Annotated in this window: 14 protein-coding genes; 2 read left to right on the top strand and 12 right to left on the bottom strand. The window is 60.4% G+C overall.

The features are described from left to right. Positions 1-381: 381 nt before the first annotated feature. Positions 382-927 (top strand): hypothetical protein, encoded by a 546-nt coding sequence (locus DL240_RS05315; RefSeq protein WP_111728837.1) that lies wholly within the window; start codon positions 382-384, stop codon positions 925-927. A 40-nt stretch (positions 928-967) separates the two neighbouring features. Continuing rightward, complete coding sequence (gene pyk, locus DL240_RS05310; RefSeq protein WP_111728836.1) at positions 968-2,386, top strand: pyruvate kinase; 1,419 nt, start codon at positions 968-970, stop codon at positions 2,384-2,386. A 138-nt stretch (positions 2,387-2,524) separates the two neighbouring features. On the opposite strand, the gene DL240_RS05305 is transcribed toward pyk, so the two are convergent. The 12 genes from DL240_RS05305 to DL240_RS05250 form a co-directional block, all read right to left on the bottom strand. Continuing rightward, positions 2,525-3,448: a GGDEF domain-containing protein gene (locus tag DL240_RS05305; RefSeq protein WP_111728835.1), complete on the bottom strand. Its 924-nt coding sequence runs from the start codon at positions 3,446-3,448 to the stop codon at positions 2,525-2,527. A 215-nt stretch (positions 3,449-3,663) separates the two neighbouring features. Further along, positions 3,664-5,019, bottom strand: coding sequence for a glucose-6-phosphate isomerase (locus DL240_RS05300; RefSeq protein WP_158542363.1), 1,356 nt, complete (start codon positions 5,017-5,019; stop codon positions 3,664-3,666). Between the two features lie 103 nt (positions 5,020-5,122). After that, positions 5,123-6,484, bottom strand: a complete 1,362-nt coding sequence (gene gcvPA, locus DL240_RS05295) for an aminomethyl-transferring glycine dehydrogenase subunit GcvPA (protein WP_111728833.1) — start codon at positions 6,482-6,484, stop codon at positions 5,123-5,125. A 2-nt stretch (positions 6,485-6,486) separates the two neighbouring features. Next, on the bottom strand, positions 6,487-6,879 hold the full coding sequence (gene gcvH / locus DL240_RS05290; protein WP_111728832.1) for a glycine cleavage system protein GcvH: 393 nt from the start codon (positions 6,877-6,879) through the stop codon (positions 6,487-6,489). 47 nt (positions 6,880-6,926) lie between these two features. Continuing rightward, a complete protein-coding gene (gcvT, locus tag DL240_RS05285; RefSeq protein ID WP_111728831.1) occupies positions 6,927-8,027 on the bottom strand; it encodes a glycine cleavage system aminomethyltransferase GcvT in 1,101 nt (366 codons plus the stop codon). Between the two features lie 72 nt (positions 8,028-8,099). Continuing rightward, positions 8,100-9,098 carry a bifunctional 5,10-methylenetetrahydrofolate dehydrogenase/5,10-methenyltetrahydrofolate cyclohydrolase gene (locus DL240_RS05280; protein WP_111728830.1) on the bottom strand — a complete coding sequence of 333 codons (999 nt, stop codon included), beginning with the start codon at positions 9,096-9,098 and terminating at the stop codon, positions 8,100-8,102. A 93-nt stretch (positions 9,099-9,191) separates the two neighbouring features. Then, positions 9,192-9,623 carry a thiol-disulfide oxidoreductase DCC family protein gene (locus DL240_RS05275; protein WP_111728829.1) on the bottom strand — a complete coding sequence of 144 codons (432 nt, stop codon included), beginning with the start codon at positions 9,621-9,623 and terminating at the stop codon, positions 9,192-9,194. Between the two features lie 2 nt (positions 9,624-9,625). Continuing rightward, the gene (locus DL240_RS05270; RefSeq protein ID WP_111728828.1) at positions 9,626-10,285 is read right to left on the bottom strand and encodes a metal-dependent transcriptional regulator; all 660 of its coding nucleotides are present in this window, start codon (positions 10,283-10,285) and stop codon (positions 9,626-9,628) included. Positions 10,286-10,338: 53 nt separating this feature from the next. Then, positions 10,339-11,241, bottom strand: a complete 903-nt coding sequence (locus DL240_RS05265; protein ID WP_146618115.1) for a metal ABC transporter permease — start codon at positions 11,239-11,241, stop codon at positions 10,339-10,341. After that, entirely contained in the window at positions 11,238-12,173 is a 936-nt protein-coding gene (locus DL240_RS05260; RefSeq protein ID WP_158542362.1) for a metal ABC transporter permease, read from the bottom strand. Before DL240_RS05260 ends, DL240_RS05265 begins: the two co-directional genes overlap by 4 nt. Before the next feature lie 4 nt (positions 12,174-12,177). Continuing rightward, entirely contained in the window at positions 12,178-12,936 is a 759-nt protein-coding gene (locus DL240_RS05255) for a metal ABC transporter ATP-binding protein (protein ID WP_111728825.1), read from the bottom strand. Continuing rightward, entirely contained in the window at positions 12,933-13,913 is a 981-nt protein-coding gene (locus tag DL240_RS05250) for a metal ABC transporter substrate-binding protein (RefSeq protein WP_111728824.1), read from the bottom strand. The genes DL240_RS05255 and DL240_RS05250 overlap by 4 nt, the downstream gene beginning before the upstream one ends. Positions 13,914-14,031: the final 118 nt, after the last annotated feature.

The raw sequence follows: 14,031 nt of genomic DNA, 5'->3' as shown, positions 1-14,031 counted from the left end.
CCTCGAGATGCAGAAAGTGACGGCGCGGATGATGCAGAAAACGATGCAGATCTTTGTACGGTATGCTGCGCCGGTGAATCGCGCTGTGGCGTAAACGGCGATCGCGAGACTTGTAACGACGAAGGCACCGCCTACGAGCCATCCCCGTGTGACGATGGCAGCTCGTGTAACGCAGGCACCTGTGAGCCAAACCCGGTCTGCACGCCTGGCGAAACGCGCTGCCTTGACGCCCAAACCCAGCTTACGTGCCGATCCAACGGTCTGGCCTATCGCACCGACATCTGCAGCGATGGCGAGGTCTGCGCTGGCGGAGCGTGTCGCCCCGGGCAGGTCAACGGAAGCGAATGCACTACCGATGACGACTGTGCAGGTGGAACGTGCATGAGCGTCGGCAACGTCTCGTACTGCACCAGCACCTGCGCTATGACTGCCTCCTCCTGTGCAGAGAGCGAAGTTTGCTGGCAAACCGACGGAATTGATTTTCTGGAGGCGCCCCATTGCCTGGCAGGCTGTCAGCAAAGCTGCGACCGAAGCGACCAGGCCTGTCTGACGGTTCGCACCGAAATCAATGGCCAGATCGCCTGGCGTAAAGCCTGTGTTCCCGCAGATCTCAAACCTATCGGAGCAAAATGCTCCACCGACAGCGAGTGCGCCTCGGAGACCTGCCGCCTGGACTATTTCACAGACGCCGACGATAACCCGGTCGGCTATTGCTCCCGGGAGTGCGAAGCCGGAGGATGCCCGGCCGATAGCGCCTGTGTCATAAGCTCCGGGGGCGCCCAATGGTGCCACCCGCGCTGCTCCTCCAATGAGATCTGCCCGCTGGATCCGAGCAATCTCAATCTGCGGATCGGCTGCGGCGACATGATAATCGCCGGCGAAGTCAATCCCAGCGCGGTATGCAAAGACAACGCGTCCAACAACTGAGCCCGTCCCCTTTTCGTTTCCTTGAACAACTGCGGTCATCATGCGTCACGCCAAAATTGTCTGTACCCTTGGCCCCTCCTCCAATACCCCGGAAGTTTTGGCCGAGATGATCAAGGCCGGGATGAACGTTGCCCGTCTGAACTTCTCTCACGGAACGCACGACGATCACCGGGCCACCTACACCATGGTGCGCGAGATTTCGCGTGAGCTTCGGCGCCCGGTTGCCATCCTCCAAGATCTTCAAGGTCCGAAGATTCGCGTGGGCACCTTTGAAACGGGCTCGGTAGAGCTCGTGCGCGGTGATGAATTTGTCATCACCGTCGACGATATTGAGGGTAACGAGGAGCGCGTATCCACGACCTATAAGGCCCTGCACCAGGACGTGCGCGCAGGCGACATTCTACTGCTCGACGACGGCCTGATTCGTTTGCGGGTCGTCGACGTCCAGGGTCATGACGTACGCACCCTGGTGGAGGTGCCGGGAACCCTCAAAAACAACAAGGGCATCAACCTGCCGACCGCTGCGGTCTCCGCACCAAGCCTCACAGAGAAGGATCGCGAGGACCTTGAATTCGGTATGGAGCTTGGGGTCGACTATGTCGCGTTGAGTTTTGTGCGCTCGGCGCTCGACATCCACCAGCTGCGCTCTCGGATGCCCGAAAGCATCGCTGAGTCGGTGAAGATCATCTCCAAAATCGAAAAGCCGCAGGCGATTGCCGAAATCGATGACATCATCGCAGTCTCCGATGGCATCATGATTGCCCGTGGTGATCTGGGTGTGGAGATGCCCCCCCAGAAAGTGCCCATGCTCCAGAAGATGTGCATCGCCAAGGCCAATGAGCAAGGACGCTTGACCATCACGGCCACCCAGATGCTCGAGTCGATGACCGAAAACTTCCGCCCGACACGTGCGGAAGCCTCTGATGTTGCTAACGCCATTCTCGATGGAACCGATGCCGTGATGCTATCCGGGGAAACGGCCGCGGGACGCTACCCCATTGAAGCCGTTCGTATGATGAGCTCCATCATCGAAGAGGTGGAGCGTTCTCAGATGTTCCGCAAGCTCCCCGAGCCGCGCTCCATCAGCCATCTGAAGACCTTCCCCAATGCCGTAGCCCGCTCCGCTGCAATCGCCGCCGACGAGCTGAACGTCTCAGGTCTGGTCGTTCTGACCACCTCGGGAGCGACCGCTCGCCTGATGATGACCTATCGACCGAGCAACACCATCATCGCCTGCACTCCATCCCCTCAAGTCTATCGGCAGATGGCGCTCTACTGGGGTGTCGAGCCCTACCTGCTCGAAATGTCCGAAAGCACCGACCTTATGCTCCAGCGCGCCGAGGACCTGATGCGGCGCGAGCGCGGTGCAAAGTCCGGCGACGAAATAATCGTCGTGATGGGCTCCCCTGCAGGCCTGGGCACCGAGACCAACCTGATCAAGTTTCATCGCCTGAAATAGGATTGCATCGGGCGCCGATGCGATAGGCGTCGCGGAACGAAGACAGAACCCAAAAAGGCCGGCCCCTCAAAGGGGGCCGGCCTTTTTTTCTAACCGCGCTGTGCACTCACGAAACGCTGCGCCTGACAGAACAAGGCCTCAGTCTCCGACCACCCGATTTCGTCCCGACTCTTTGGCTCGATAAAGGCGTTCATCCGCAATTTTGATAAACGCGAACGCGTTGACCTCTGCCGTCATTTCAAGCTCCTGGGGCGTCGCGAACCGCGCCAGATACTCCCGCAAATCCGTCACTCCCATGGAGAGCGTGATCGGAATATCGACATTATCAAATGTGAATGGCTCGCTGCTGATGAGAACACGAATCTTCTCTGCCAACTGAACGGCGCGCCCCTTATCGATCTCGGGCAAAAGCAGGATGAACTCTTCTCCTCCGTAGCGTGCGAAGATGTCGTCCCGCCGGATCGAGCGCACAATGCGCTGTGCAACCTGCTTGAGGATATGATCGCCGGCAAGATGCCCGTAGGTATCATTGACCGGCTTGAAATGATCGATATCGATCATCACCAGCGAAAGCTCACGCTGATAGCGAATGCAACGACTTAACTCCCGCTCGGCCTCTTTGAGGAAGTAGCGCTTGTTGTAGACTTGCGTGAGCCCGTCCGTCGTGGTCAGGCGGTAAATCTCATCGTGGTACGCCGCCTCGATGTTGCTCCCCGAAAGAAACTTAAAGATCGTCCTCCCGATCTTCACCTGATCGCCGTCCATAAGGCGGTGCTCACGTACGGGTCTATCATTGACGTACGTACCGTTGGTCGACTCCAGATCGCGCACAATGATCTCGTCTCCGAGATTATTGATCACGGCGTGATTGCGCGAGATCGAGTCTTCATCGATCTGAATATCGACCTTACTGGAGCGCCCAATGACGGTAGAAGGCTGAGAGAGGCCGTACTTTTTGCCAAGGTCACCCCCGTTGATGACGACCAGGCAGGCATCCCGTGCCGACGCTCCCCGTTTGGGGATCTGGCTAATTACCGTGACAACGGTGCTGTCCTTACCCATTCTCGCCTTCTTCGTCTCCGAACCCGCTGTGGCGGCTTCCACCGAGGTTGGCTATGCGCTCAACGTTGGTGAGCGCGGACTCTTAGAACTGCACAGGGTTCGAGCGCTCAGCACGCCCGGAATCAAACTCTGCAGGTTAGCGGGATTCATCCGTCGCAATTAAAACAAAGTCGTCGGCCGAATGCAAAGCGAAGACCTCCACCATTGAGCCCTCTTCAATCCGCGGGCCAGCGGCTAAAATGGCTCTCCGAAGGCGTCGACTCCAGATCATCCAGAAACTGACCGTGCTTCGGATGCCCGAGCAATCCATGCGCGATGATCTTCCCGAGCTCAACTCCGGGCTGATCAAATGCGTCAATGTTTAGCAACTCACCAGCCAGCGCCGTAATCGCCATCCAGCTCATGAGAAACCCTCCGACGGCAGGAGCTCCGGTGGACTCCAGGCGCCAGAGCGCTGTCGGCCGCTGCGCACGGCTGAGCGCGGCGCGTGTACCACGAGCCTCCGCTCTCAGAATCTCGTCGATTCCTCGCCCCTGAAGATGACGCAGCCCCTCGGGCATCGCGGGGCTTTCCGGCACTTGAAATCCTACCGGGTGCGAGGCGGTCTCCACAAAAAGCAGCTGCTTGTCGTTCGGCCCTTCCATATAAAGCTGAACCTGACTGTGCTGATCAACCGCCCCCATCGCTTTAATCGGCGTAATCCCAACATTTACCAATTGCCCCGAGCGATCCCTCGCCTTCCCGAGACTTTCTGCCCAGAGCTGGCGAAACCAATCGACAAGCCCACCAAGGCGATCCGCATAGGCCATCATCACCATCTGGCCGAAACCCTTCTCATAGAGGGCGATGTGCTGAGCTGAGATGTGTGCCAGACCGACCAGATCCCGGGTGCCCTGACGGACGATCAGAGCGGCGCCTCGCAAGAGAGCCTCCACGTCATAGCCGGCCAGCGCAAGAGGCACCAGCGAGACCGCGGTAAGTACGCTGAATCGACCACCTACGTTTGGCGGCACCGCGTGGGTCTCCCAGTCACGTTCGCGCGCCAGCGCACGCAGGGCTCCACGTTCTGGATCCGTAATCGCAATGACCTGGCGATCGGCCTGCACCTGACCGAGTTGACGGACCATTGCGTCGTAAAGAATCCACAACTGACTCATCGTCTCAATCGTCGTGCCGCTCTTGGTCACTACCACCAGGAGAGTGCTCGCCAGGTCGACTCGACGCAGCGTAGCCTCTAATGAAACCGGGTCGAGGTTCTCAGCAAAGTGCGTACGTATCGCCGGAATCCAGGCCGGCCCCATGGCCTCCAGCACCGCGCGGGTTCCCAGGCTTGATCCTCCGATACCCACCACGATCTGGTCGGTCCACCCCTCGGCCTGGCGGCCTTCTGCCCAGGTCATCAGCTGCCCGAGATTTTGCTCCGGCAGCTTCAGAAACCCGAGTTCTCCGCTGGATGTGCGTTGTTGAAGCGCCTCGACCGCCGCCTGACAACGTTTAGACCAGGAGGCATCAAAATTGGAGGGGAGGCCTGCCTCAACGTCAAACAGACCAGCCGCGTCATAGCTGAGCATGGGTCTCCTCATAGCGAGTCGGGTTGTAAGAAAGGACCGCCGAGCTTAATCACTGGTCCCATGCCGACAAGGAGAAACTTCAACGTGCTCCGGCCCCGCCCTCTCAGAGCGCCGCGGCAACTGCGTCGAGCGCCCGGTCCAGACTCTCAGCCGTAGTCATCTCGGTACAGGCAACCAGCATGCGGTGACTCCAGGCCGGGTTGACGCTCCCCAGATCGAAGCCCGGGATAATACCTTGTTCGAGGCAGGCGTCGATCACCTCCCTGGCTGGAGCAGCCAGCTCCACCACCACCTCGTTAAAGAAAGGACCTGTATAGACACGTGTACCCAACCCACGTTCCTCAAAGGCCTCGAGAGCATAGCGCGCCCGCGCCATATTGAGTTGGGCAAGCTCCTTAAAGCCCTCACGCCCCATCAAGCTCAAGTAAATTGCCGCCGCCAGCGCCATCAAGCCCTGGTTTGTGCAAATATTGCTCGTCGCCTTCGCGCGGCGGATATGCTGTTCGCGCGTCGACAGCGTGAGCACGTAGCCCTCACGCCCCATGGCATCGACCGTCTGCCCGGAGAGCCGGCCGGGCATGGCACGAAGATGCTTCTCGCGCGCGGCGAAGATACCCAGCGCGGGCCCACCGTAACTCAGGCCCACACCGAGCCCCATCCCCTCTCCTGCGCAGATATCAACGCCTGCGCTTCCAGGAGGCATCGCCAGCGCAAAGGCATGAGGCTCGTTAAACGCCGCCACGGTCAAAATCTTGTGTTCCTGCGCCCAGGCGACCAGCTCCCGCGGATCTTCGAGAACGCCAAAAAAGTTCGGCGTCTGGAAGATTACGCAGGCCACTTTCTTGGGGTCTTCAATGCGCGCCTTGAGATCATCAAGGTCAAGCTGTCCGGTGGTGGCGTCCACCTCAAATTCTCGATAGACGCCATCCTGGTAGCGCAGATACGTCTCAATAACCTCGCGGTACTCCGGATGCACGCTCTTAGAAACCCAGACCTGATCGCGGCGGCTCACCCGCTGAGCCATCAACGCCGCCTCGGCCGTCGCATGTGCGCCATCGTACATCGACGCATTGGCGATCGGCATCTCGAGCACCTCGGAGACCATCGACTGAAATTCAAAGATGGTCTTGGTGGTGCCCTGGCTGATCTCGGGCTGGTACGGCGTATACGAGGTCAGAAACTCTGCCCGCAGCAGAAGCTGGCTGATCGCCTGTGGCACGACGTGATCGTAGCACCCGGCCCCCAGCAATGAGACCGTCGAAGGATCGGCCGCCTGGTTCCGGGAAGCTAGTCCGCCCAGATGTCTATCGAGCGCGATCTCGCTCATCGGCGGGGGAAGCTCAAGCTGGGAGGCTTTTTCCCGAAGCTCGGCAGGAATGCTCTCGAAGAGCTCGTCGATGCTCTCAACACCAATGGCCTGGAGCATCCGAGCAATATCTTCTGCGGTGTGCGGAATGTAGCGCATGGTCAGGACTCGCCATCATTAAGAAAGGCCTGGTAGCCCGCGGCATCCATTAAGGATTCCAGCTCCGAGGGGTCGCTGATCTTAACCCGTACAATCCACCCCTTCTCATAGGGGCTCTCGTTCACCAACTCGGGAGCATCCTCCAGGTCCTCGTTGACTGCGATCACCTCGCCAGAGAGCGGAGCATAAAGATCGGAGACGGTCTTAACGCTCTCAACCACCCCGAAATCATCCTCGGCCTGAAGCTCCGCCCCGAGGGCGGGAAGCTCGACAAAGACAATGTCGCCCAACGCGTCCTGAGCGTAGTGAGTGATCCCGACCAGCGCACTTCCATCTCCCTGGTCGCAAACCCATTCGTGATCTTTTGAGTAGCGGTAGTCTTTAGGAAGTTCCATGACGACTCCTCAGCGCGAACATGAATCGCGGGTAATGATGCGCACCATCAGCGCGGACGACTGTAAAAGGGCTTTTTCGTAAGGGCTACCGGCAGACGGCGACCACGAATCTCGACTTCGGCAGCCGAAACATCGGCGTGCTCAATGTCGATGTATCCCAGGCCAATGCTTGCATCAAGGGTCGGAGCGAATCCGCCGCTGGTTAACTGCCCCACCTGGGTGTCGTTGACAAAAATGGGATAGCCCGGACGCAGCACCCCGCGTCCCTGCAGACGTACTCCTCGAAGCCGACGCGTGACACCGGCCTCTTTCGCGGCAATCAACGCGTCTTTTCCGACAAAATCATGCCCGGTGTTGAGTTTCACCACCCAGCCCAGCCCGGCCTCAAAAGGATTGACCTCAGTGCTGAGCTCCTGCCCGTAGAGAGGCAGGCGCGCTTCCAGACGCAGCGTATCACGCGCCCCCAACCCGCAGAGCGCGAGACGTTCCGGCACGTAGCGCTCAACGAGCATGTCGAAGATCGCCTCCCCTCCTTGAGGGATGTAGAGTTCAAAGCCGTCCTCGCCGGTGTAGCCAGTCCGTGCCACCAGCGCCCGCACGCCGGCAACTTCCATCCACTGGCAGCGGAAAAACGCCAACTCGGACAGCTCCGCATCCGAGTTCAGGGGGGAGAGAAGCGCTTCGGCCTCCGGCCCCTGAATAGCCAGCTGGATGTATATGTCGGACGTGTCTTCCAGCACCGCATCCATCGCCGGAAGGTGCTCTTTCATGAACGCAACGTCTTTATGGCGATTGGCCGCGTTCACACAGATGAAGACGTGATCGTGGGCCAGACGGTACACAATAAGGTCATCAATGATTCCCCCGTCAGGGGCGCACATCGTCGTGTAGAGCGCCTGGCCATCCACAAGCCCCCGCACGTCGTTGGTGACCAAGGCATCGACCGCGGCGATAGCATCTTGGCCACGCACCTCGACCTCCCCCATGTGACTCACATCGAAGATGCCCGCCCCGGCTCGGACGGCGAGATGCTCGTCTTTGATGCCGCTAAACTGCACGGGCATCTCGTAACCAGCAAAGGGCACCATACGGCCACCAAGGGCAACATGGCGGTCATGGAGCGGCACTCTCAGAAGATTCTCAGCCATAGGTTTCATCCAGACAGGGTCCAGCGGTCGAGGACCGCATCATCATCGTCCATCATTGTTGCGAGCATGTGCTTAGCTTGAGATTGGCCGCACTCGCCAGGGAGCGAGGCCCACACCTTTGTCAAAGCAAACCCCAACCGAAGCCGCCTCAACAAGCTCCCCGGCGCGGACCACAAGTCCGTGGCGCACGCAGACAGCCCGCACGACGTTTTCCATCAGGGTCGCCACGGTCATCGGCCCAACTCCGCGTGGCACCGGAGTGATCAACGCCGCTTGTTTCCGGGCAGCCTCAAACTCCACATCCCCTCGCACTTTACCCTCGACCCGGCTGATCCCCACATCGATCACAACCGCGCCTTCCCGCACCCAACTACCCTTCACCAGGCCCGCCACACCGGTGGCTACCACCAGAATCTCCGCCTCTGAGACAATCCGGTCGAGGTTACGGGTATGGCGGTGGCAGAGCGTCACGGTGGCGTTGGCTCGGGCGAGCATCAAAGACATCGGTCGACCCACAATAACGCTTCGACCAATGACGACCGCCCGTTTTCCGGTCAGCTCCACGCCGGCCGAGCTCAGCAACGTCATCACGCCGCGCGGCGTGCAGGGCTCCAGGACCGCGCGACCGCTCATCAGGCCACCCAGGTTCAGCGGATGAAAGCCGTCGACATCTTTCTGAGGGTCAATGGCGGTCAGAATATCGGCGCCGTTCATCTCTCCGGGCAGTGGCAGCTGCAGAAGGATGCCATGAACATTCGGATCTGCATTAAGGCGCGAGAGCACCTCAACGATCTCATCTTCTCGCACCGTGGCGGGGAGATGTTCGTGGCGAAAGGCAATGCCAACCCTGGCGCACGCCCGCTCCTTGTGGCGTACGTAAATATCACTGGCCATGTCGTCGCCTGCCCGCACCACCGCAAGCGTGGGCGTGATGCCACGTCTGGCCAACTGCTGAGTCGCACTCTGAACCTGCTCAAGCAACGCGTCGGCAACGGCCCTCCCGTCAAGCACCCCTTCGGGTCCTCGCCGCACCGCCTCCTGAAGCGGTTGTGTCACAATGTCGAATACCATGCGTCATCCCCTGAACACGGGTGACCGCGGCCTCCGGCCGCATGATTAAGAAAGCCCAGCTCTCTCTACAACTCAACGCGACTTCCTGCCAGCTCAGCACGCATCTGAATCATCAGGACGATCTCGACGCATCCAACGCGTCAGACGCGAGACCGTCATGCGGTGGTTCGCCACCCAGGCATAAATCCACTCACTTAACCATCGAGCTCCGGGAACCCGACGGTATCCCCACCAGAAGATGGCGTAACGTCGGCGTAGTGCCGCGGCCCTGAACACCGCCGCCGCACCGCGCCAGACTCGCCCCTGGGAGTCGACCAGATGCACCGCGTTTTCAAGCTCTTGCTGGCTGAGTTCGAGATAGCGCCCCTCCCGATGCTGAAGTGCCTCCAGCGCCAATGACGCGCCGATGTTCTGCGCCCACCGGCGTGCCCAGTAGGTGCAAAATTCGCACGTCGCATCGTAGAGCAGCGTGGGCCTCGGCGGTGGCCTTGAGACCCGTACCGATAACGCATAGCGCTCACTCACACCTACTCCACCGGAGTCACCAACATACGGGCTGCCAGACTCTCACTCACCGACACATCACTGCCGTTGACCGTCAAAAACATCTGGCCGTCGAAACTCAACACCTCCCTGACACGAACAACCCCTCCAGGGCGCAGCCCAATGCGATCGAGGTATCGAAGCACCTCCGGAGTCTGATCGAGGACCCGCTCCACGCGCACAGTCTGTCCGGCGACCACGGCGCTCAATGCCATGGACTCGCGCCTCAAGATCTCGCCATCCGCAGTGGGAATCGGGTCGCCATGCGGGTCAAACCTGGGGTAGCCCAGCGCGCAGTCAATACGCTCCACAAGCGTGTCACTGACAGCATGCTCCAGGCGTTCGGCCTCGGCATGCACCTCGTCCCAGCTGTAATCGAGGGTGTGCACCAGAAACACTTCTATGAGGCGATGATTACGGATCACCCGCAGTGCCATTTTTCGCCCCTGCTCGGTAAGCAGCGCGCCACGATAGGGAACGTAGTCAACCAACCCTTCGTCAGCGAGGGACTTGAGCATACCCGTGACCGAGGGCAACGAAATATCCAGATGGTCGGCGAGTGCCTTGGTCTTGACCCTCTCACGGGCCTCGCCTTGCAGGTGAAAGACCGCCTTGAGGTAGTTTTCAACTGAGATAGTAGGCATCTTCGCGTGATCCGGACTCGGGGGGATACGATGGTGCCGGGGGGTCTAACAGATCACCCGGAGGGCGACAAGCCATCGGGTGCTCGGGAGGAGGATCGATGGCGTTGGCGCCATAGCCACAGGCGTCCATGCCCCGGGGCGAAAACAAAGGCCACCGCGTAGAGCAGCCCTCCGACCACCACCACCGCGCCGGCCGCCGAGATATTCAGCGCAATCGCCAGGTACATCCCCACCCAGCTGGAGAGCACACCGTGTGCCACACTCACAAGGAGCATACCTTTGAGGTTGCGCGCCAGAAGATGCGCCGTGGCTCCCGGTACGATGATCAGCGCGATGACAAGCACCGCGCCCACCGCTTCAAAACCGGCGACCGCCGTCACGGTGACCGCACTCATCAATCCGTAACTGAGCGCGGAGACCGGAATCCCGAGCGCCACGGCGTACTTCGGATCAAAACTGCTGACGTTGAGCCAGCGATAGAATACCGCCACAAGCCCTAGAACTGCCGGGGCCGTCACCCCCACCAGCCCCAGCGCGCGGTCGCTTACTCCGAGCACGTCGCCATAGAGCAGACAGTGCGTATCGATATGAGCATCACGCACCCGGGTGGAGAGTAGAATGACTCCCAGTGCAAAGAGCGCGGTGAAGACCACCCCGATGGCGGCATCGCTACGAACAGTAGGACGACGGCTGACCCACTCAATGGCCGCCGCGGTCAAAAGCCCCATCAAGGCGGCTCCGGCCAGCATCACTCCGCCGTGCAGCGATTGGGTGACGAGAAAGGCCACCACGATGCCGGGCAGTGCAACGTGAGCCAGCGCATCGGCGATCAGACTCATACGCCGCAGGTACAAAAAGACCCCGAGCACCGCCGAGGTGATCGCCACCAGATTCAGCGTGAGCATGCCGCGCCACATCCAATCGCCCCACTGCCAGGGCTCAACAAGCCAACTCACAATGCACCTCCAGCCGCAAGGCTTCGGGCGCGAACGCGACGTATCGCCGACGGAAGCGCGCCTCCCACAGGTCCGAAGACCAGCGCGAACCCAAAAATCGTGACCGCCACCAGCACCATTGCCGGGCCAGTGGAGACGCCTTCGTAGATGTACGAGAGCATGGCCCCAAGCGCGCCGCTCAGCGCGCCAATCACCATCGCACCGACCATGACTCCCACAAGCCGGCCGGAAATCAAGCGTGCCGCCGAGGGAGGGATGATCAGCATCGCCGCCACCAGAATCACACCCACGGCCTGAATCGAGAGCACGACAGCGACCGCCAGCGCCGACATTAACCCCAACTCCAGCCACTGCGTAGGCAAGCCGATGGAGCGAGCAAAGCGCTCATCGAACACCATCAACGAGAGCGGTCGATAAAAGACGACGACCAGCATGGACAGCAGCAATCCCGCGCCACCCACCACCCAGATTTGCGCTGGCGTGACGGCGGCGGCGTTTCCAAAGAGGTAATCCGAGAGCCCACTCTGCTGGCCGGTGGGAGAGGTCTGAATGTAAGAAAGCAACACAATCCCAAGCCCAAAAAAGGTCGAGAGCACGATGCCGATCGCCGCCTCCGGACGCACTTTGGGCCCGCGGCTCAGCCAGGTGATCGTCATGGCCCCCAGCACCGCGCTCGCCATTGCCCCCAGCAACAACGCTGGCGCGCTCTTGGTGCCCGTAAGCAGAAAGGCCACCCCGACGCCAGGAAGGGTTGCATGCCCGGCGGCGTCCCCCACCAACGACATGCCGCGCAAGACCATAAAGGTGCCGACCAGCCCACAGATGGCACCGACCAGCACCGCGGCCACCAGGGCATAGAGGGCGAAGTCGTACTGCATCGCAAAAAACTCTAGCGCCCGCTGCCAGAACACACTCTCACTGCCACCTGCCATCGTTCTACTCCACGGCCTCGATCTGACTCTGCGCGTCGAAGATGGCCAAATGCCCTCCGTAGGTCGCGCGCATGTTCTCGGGGGTAAAGACCCGGGAGGTTGGGCCATGAGCGACGGTCGTACGATTGAGCAGGACGATTTCGTCGAAGTAGTCCGCCACCGTAACCAGGTCGTGGTGCACCACCAGCACCGTTTTGCCTGCATCACGAAGCTCACGTAACACAGCCATAATGGCCTTCTCGGTCGCGGCATCGACTCCGGCGAAGGGTTCATCCATCAAAAAGACCTCCCCCCCTTGAGCCAACGCACGTGCAAGAAAGACCCGCTGCTGCTGTCCTCCGGAGAGTTCTCCAATCTGGCGGTCTTTGAGCGACGTCATCGCGACGGCGTCCAGCGCGTCTTGTACTGCGCGGCGGTCGGCTTTTCCGAAGCGACGCAAGAGCCCCAGCCCTCCGAAGCGCCCCTGACGCACCACCCCTTCGGCGGAGATCGGAAAATCCCAGTCCACTGCCCCGCGTTGCGGTACGTAGGTCAATTTCCGACGCCCCGCTCGCCCCGTCTCTCCCACGATACGAATCGTACCGTGATCGGGGTCCTTTGCGCCGGCGATGGCTTTGATCAGCGTGGATTTTCCTGCCCCGTTGGGACCGATAATCCCCACCAGCCGCCCCTGCTCAATGTTGAGATTGACATCTTCTACTGCGCGCACAACGCCGTACGACAGGCTGAGGTCGCGGATCTCCAGAGCCAGCTGGGTGCTCATACGTCAGTCTCCCCGGCGGACTCGGGCGCATCAGGCACCACCGAACTCTCGAAGGCTTGGGGTGAACCGCCAAGCTGCCCGGTGATCAGCTGAACATTGGTCTCCACCATCTTAATGTATGTGTTCACCCCGCTTTCCACCGTTCCCAGGCTGTCAGAATAGAGCGGACCACTGACCCTTACCCCGCTCTCCCGGGCAACTTGCTCAATGAGCCCCGGTGATACCGAGGACTCGATAAACACCGCCGGCGCGTTTCGCTTTCGCACCAACTCCACCATGTTGATCACATCGCGCTGGCTGGCTTCCTGCTCGGTACTCAGCCCTTGAATCGCTTCCACATCCAGATTGTAGGCCCGCCCGAAGTAGCCGAACGCGTCGTGGCTGGTAATAAGCACACGCTGGCCCTGCGGGACGGTCGCCAACTGCGCGCGGGTCCACTCATCGAGTTCCGCCAGAGTTTTATCGTAATGAGCATGCCTCTCGGCAATGGCGTTGCGGCGAGCATCGCCCTCGTCAAAGAGCTGCTGCAGCGCCTTGCTCACGTGTTGGGCCCCTTCCCGCCAGAGGCTCACGTCAAACCAGATATGAGGGTCAACCGCTCCATCAACCTCCATCAGGCGCTCCCGGGGGATGGCATCCCCGACCACAATCACGGGTCGCTCCCCACCGGCATGGCGCACCAGGCCCTCCATCCAACCTTCGAGCAGGAGCCCGTTCATCACCACCATATCGCTCGCAGCGATCTGACGCGCGTCACCGGGCCGCGGCTGATAGAGGTGTGGGTCGGCCCCGGGAGAGAGCAACCCGGAGACCTTCACATCATCGCCCGCCAGGTGGCGAGTCATATCTTCGAGCATCGTTGTGGTGGCCACGACCATCGGGCGCTCATCCACCTCGTCTGGGGCGCGCTTACAGCCCACACTTGCCACTGCGACTAGCAGCGTCATGGCAATCCACATCCACGGTTTCATTCGCATACCTTCCTCGTATGTACAGCCGAAACCGAACTTCGGCCGGAGGGATCAAATTAGCCACCCCCATTCCCAAAGTTAAACTAGCCCCAAAAAAGAATTAGGCAAAACTAAACACGTCGAC

The sequence above is a fragment of the Lujinxingia litoralis genome (assembly GCF_003260125.1).
In the GTDB taxonomy this organism is placed as follows: Bacteria; Myxococcota_A; Bradymonadia; order Bradymonadales; family Bradymonadaceae; genus Lujinxingia; species Lujinxingia litoralis.
Note: the sequence above shows the minus strand (reverse complement) of the source record. Positions and strands in the feature narration are given on the sequence as shown.

Bases quoted from the DNA above. Each gene is read 5' to 3' on its own strand.
- gcvT (WP_111728831.1), bottom strand. From the start codon at position 8,027: ATGGCTGAGAATCTTCTGAGAGTGCCGCTCCATGACCGCCATGTTGCC.
- DL240_RS05260 (WP_158542362.1), bottom strand. From the start codon at position 12,173: ATGGCAGGTGGCAGTGAGAGTGTGTTCTGGCAGCGGGCGCTAGAGTTT.
- DL240_RS05255 (WP_111728825.1), bottom strand. From the start codon at position 12,936: ATGAGCACCCAGCTGGCTCTGGAGATCCGCGACCTCAGCCTGTCGTAC.
- DL240_RS05280 (WP_111728830.1), bottom strand. From the start codon at position 9,098: ATGGTATTCGACATTGTGACACAACCGCTTCAGGAGGCGGTGCGGCGA.
- DL240_RS05300 (WP_158542363.1), bottom strand. From the start codon at position 5,019: ATGCTCAGCTATGACGCGGCTGGTCTGTTTGACGTTGAGGCAGGCCTC.
- gcvH (WP_111728832.1), bottom strand. From the start codon at position 6,879: ATGGAACTTCCTAAAGACTACCGCTACTCAAAAGATCACGAATGGGTT.
- DL240_RS05270 (WP_111728828.1), bottom strand. From the start codon at position 10,285: ATGCCTACTATCTCAGTTGAAAACTACCTCAAGGCGGTCTTTCACCTG.
- gcvPA (WP_111728833.1), bottom strand. From the start codon at position 6,484: ATGCGCTACATTCCGCACACCGCAGAAGATATTGCTCGGATGCTCCAG.
- DL240_RS05305 (WP_111728835.1), bottom strand. From the start codon at position 3,448: ATGGGTAAGGACAGCACCGTTGTCACGGTAATTAGCCAGATCCCCAAA.
- DL240_RS05315 (WP_111728837.1), top strand. From the start codon at position 382: ATGAGCGTCGGCAACGTCTCGTACTGCACCAGCACCTGCGCTATGACT.
- DL240_RS05250 (WP_111728824.1), bottom strand. From the start codon at position 13,913: ATGCGAATGAAACCGTGGATGTGGATTGCCATGACGCTGCTAGTCGCA.
- pyk (WP_111728836.1), top strand. From the start codon at position 968: ATGCGTCACGCCAAAATTGTCTGTACCCTTGGCCCCTCCTCCAATACC.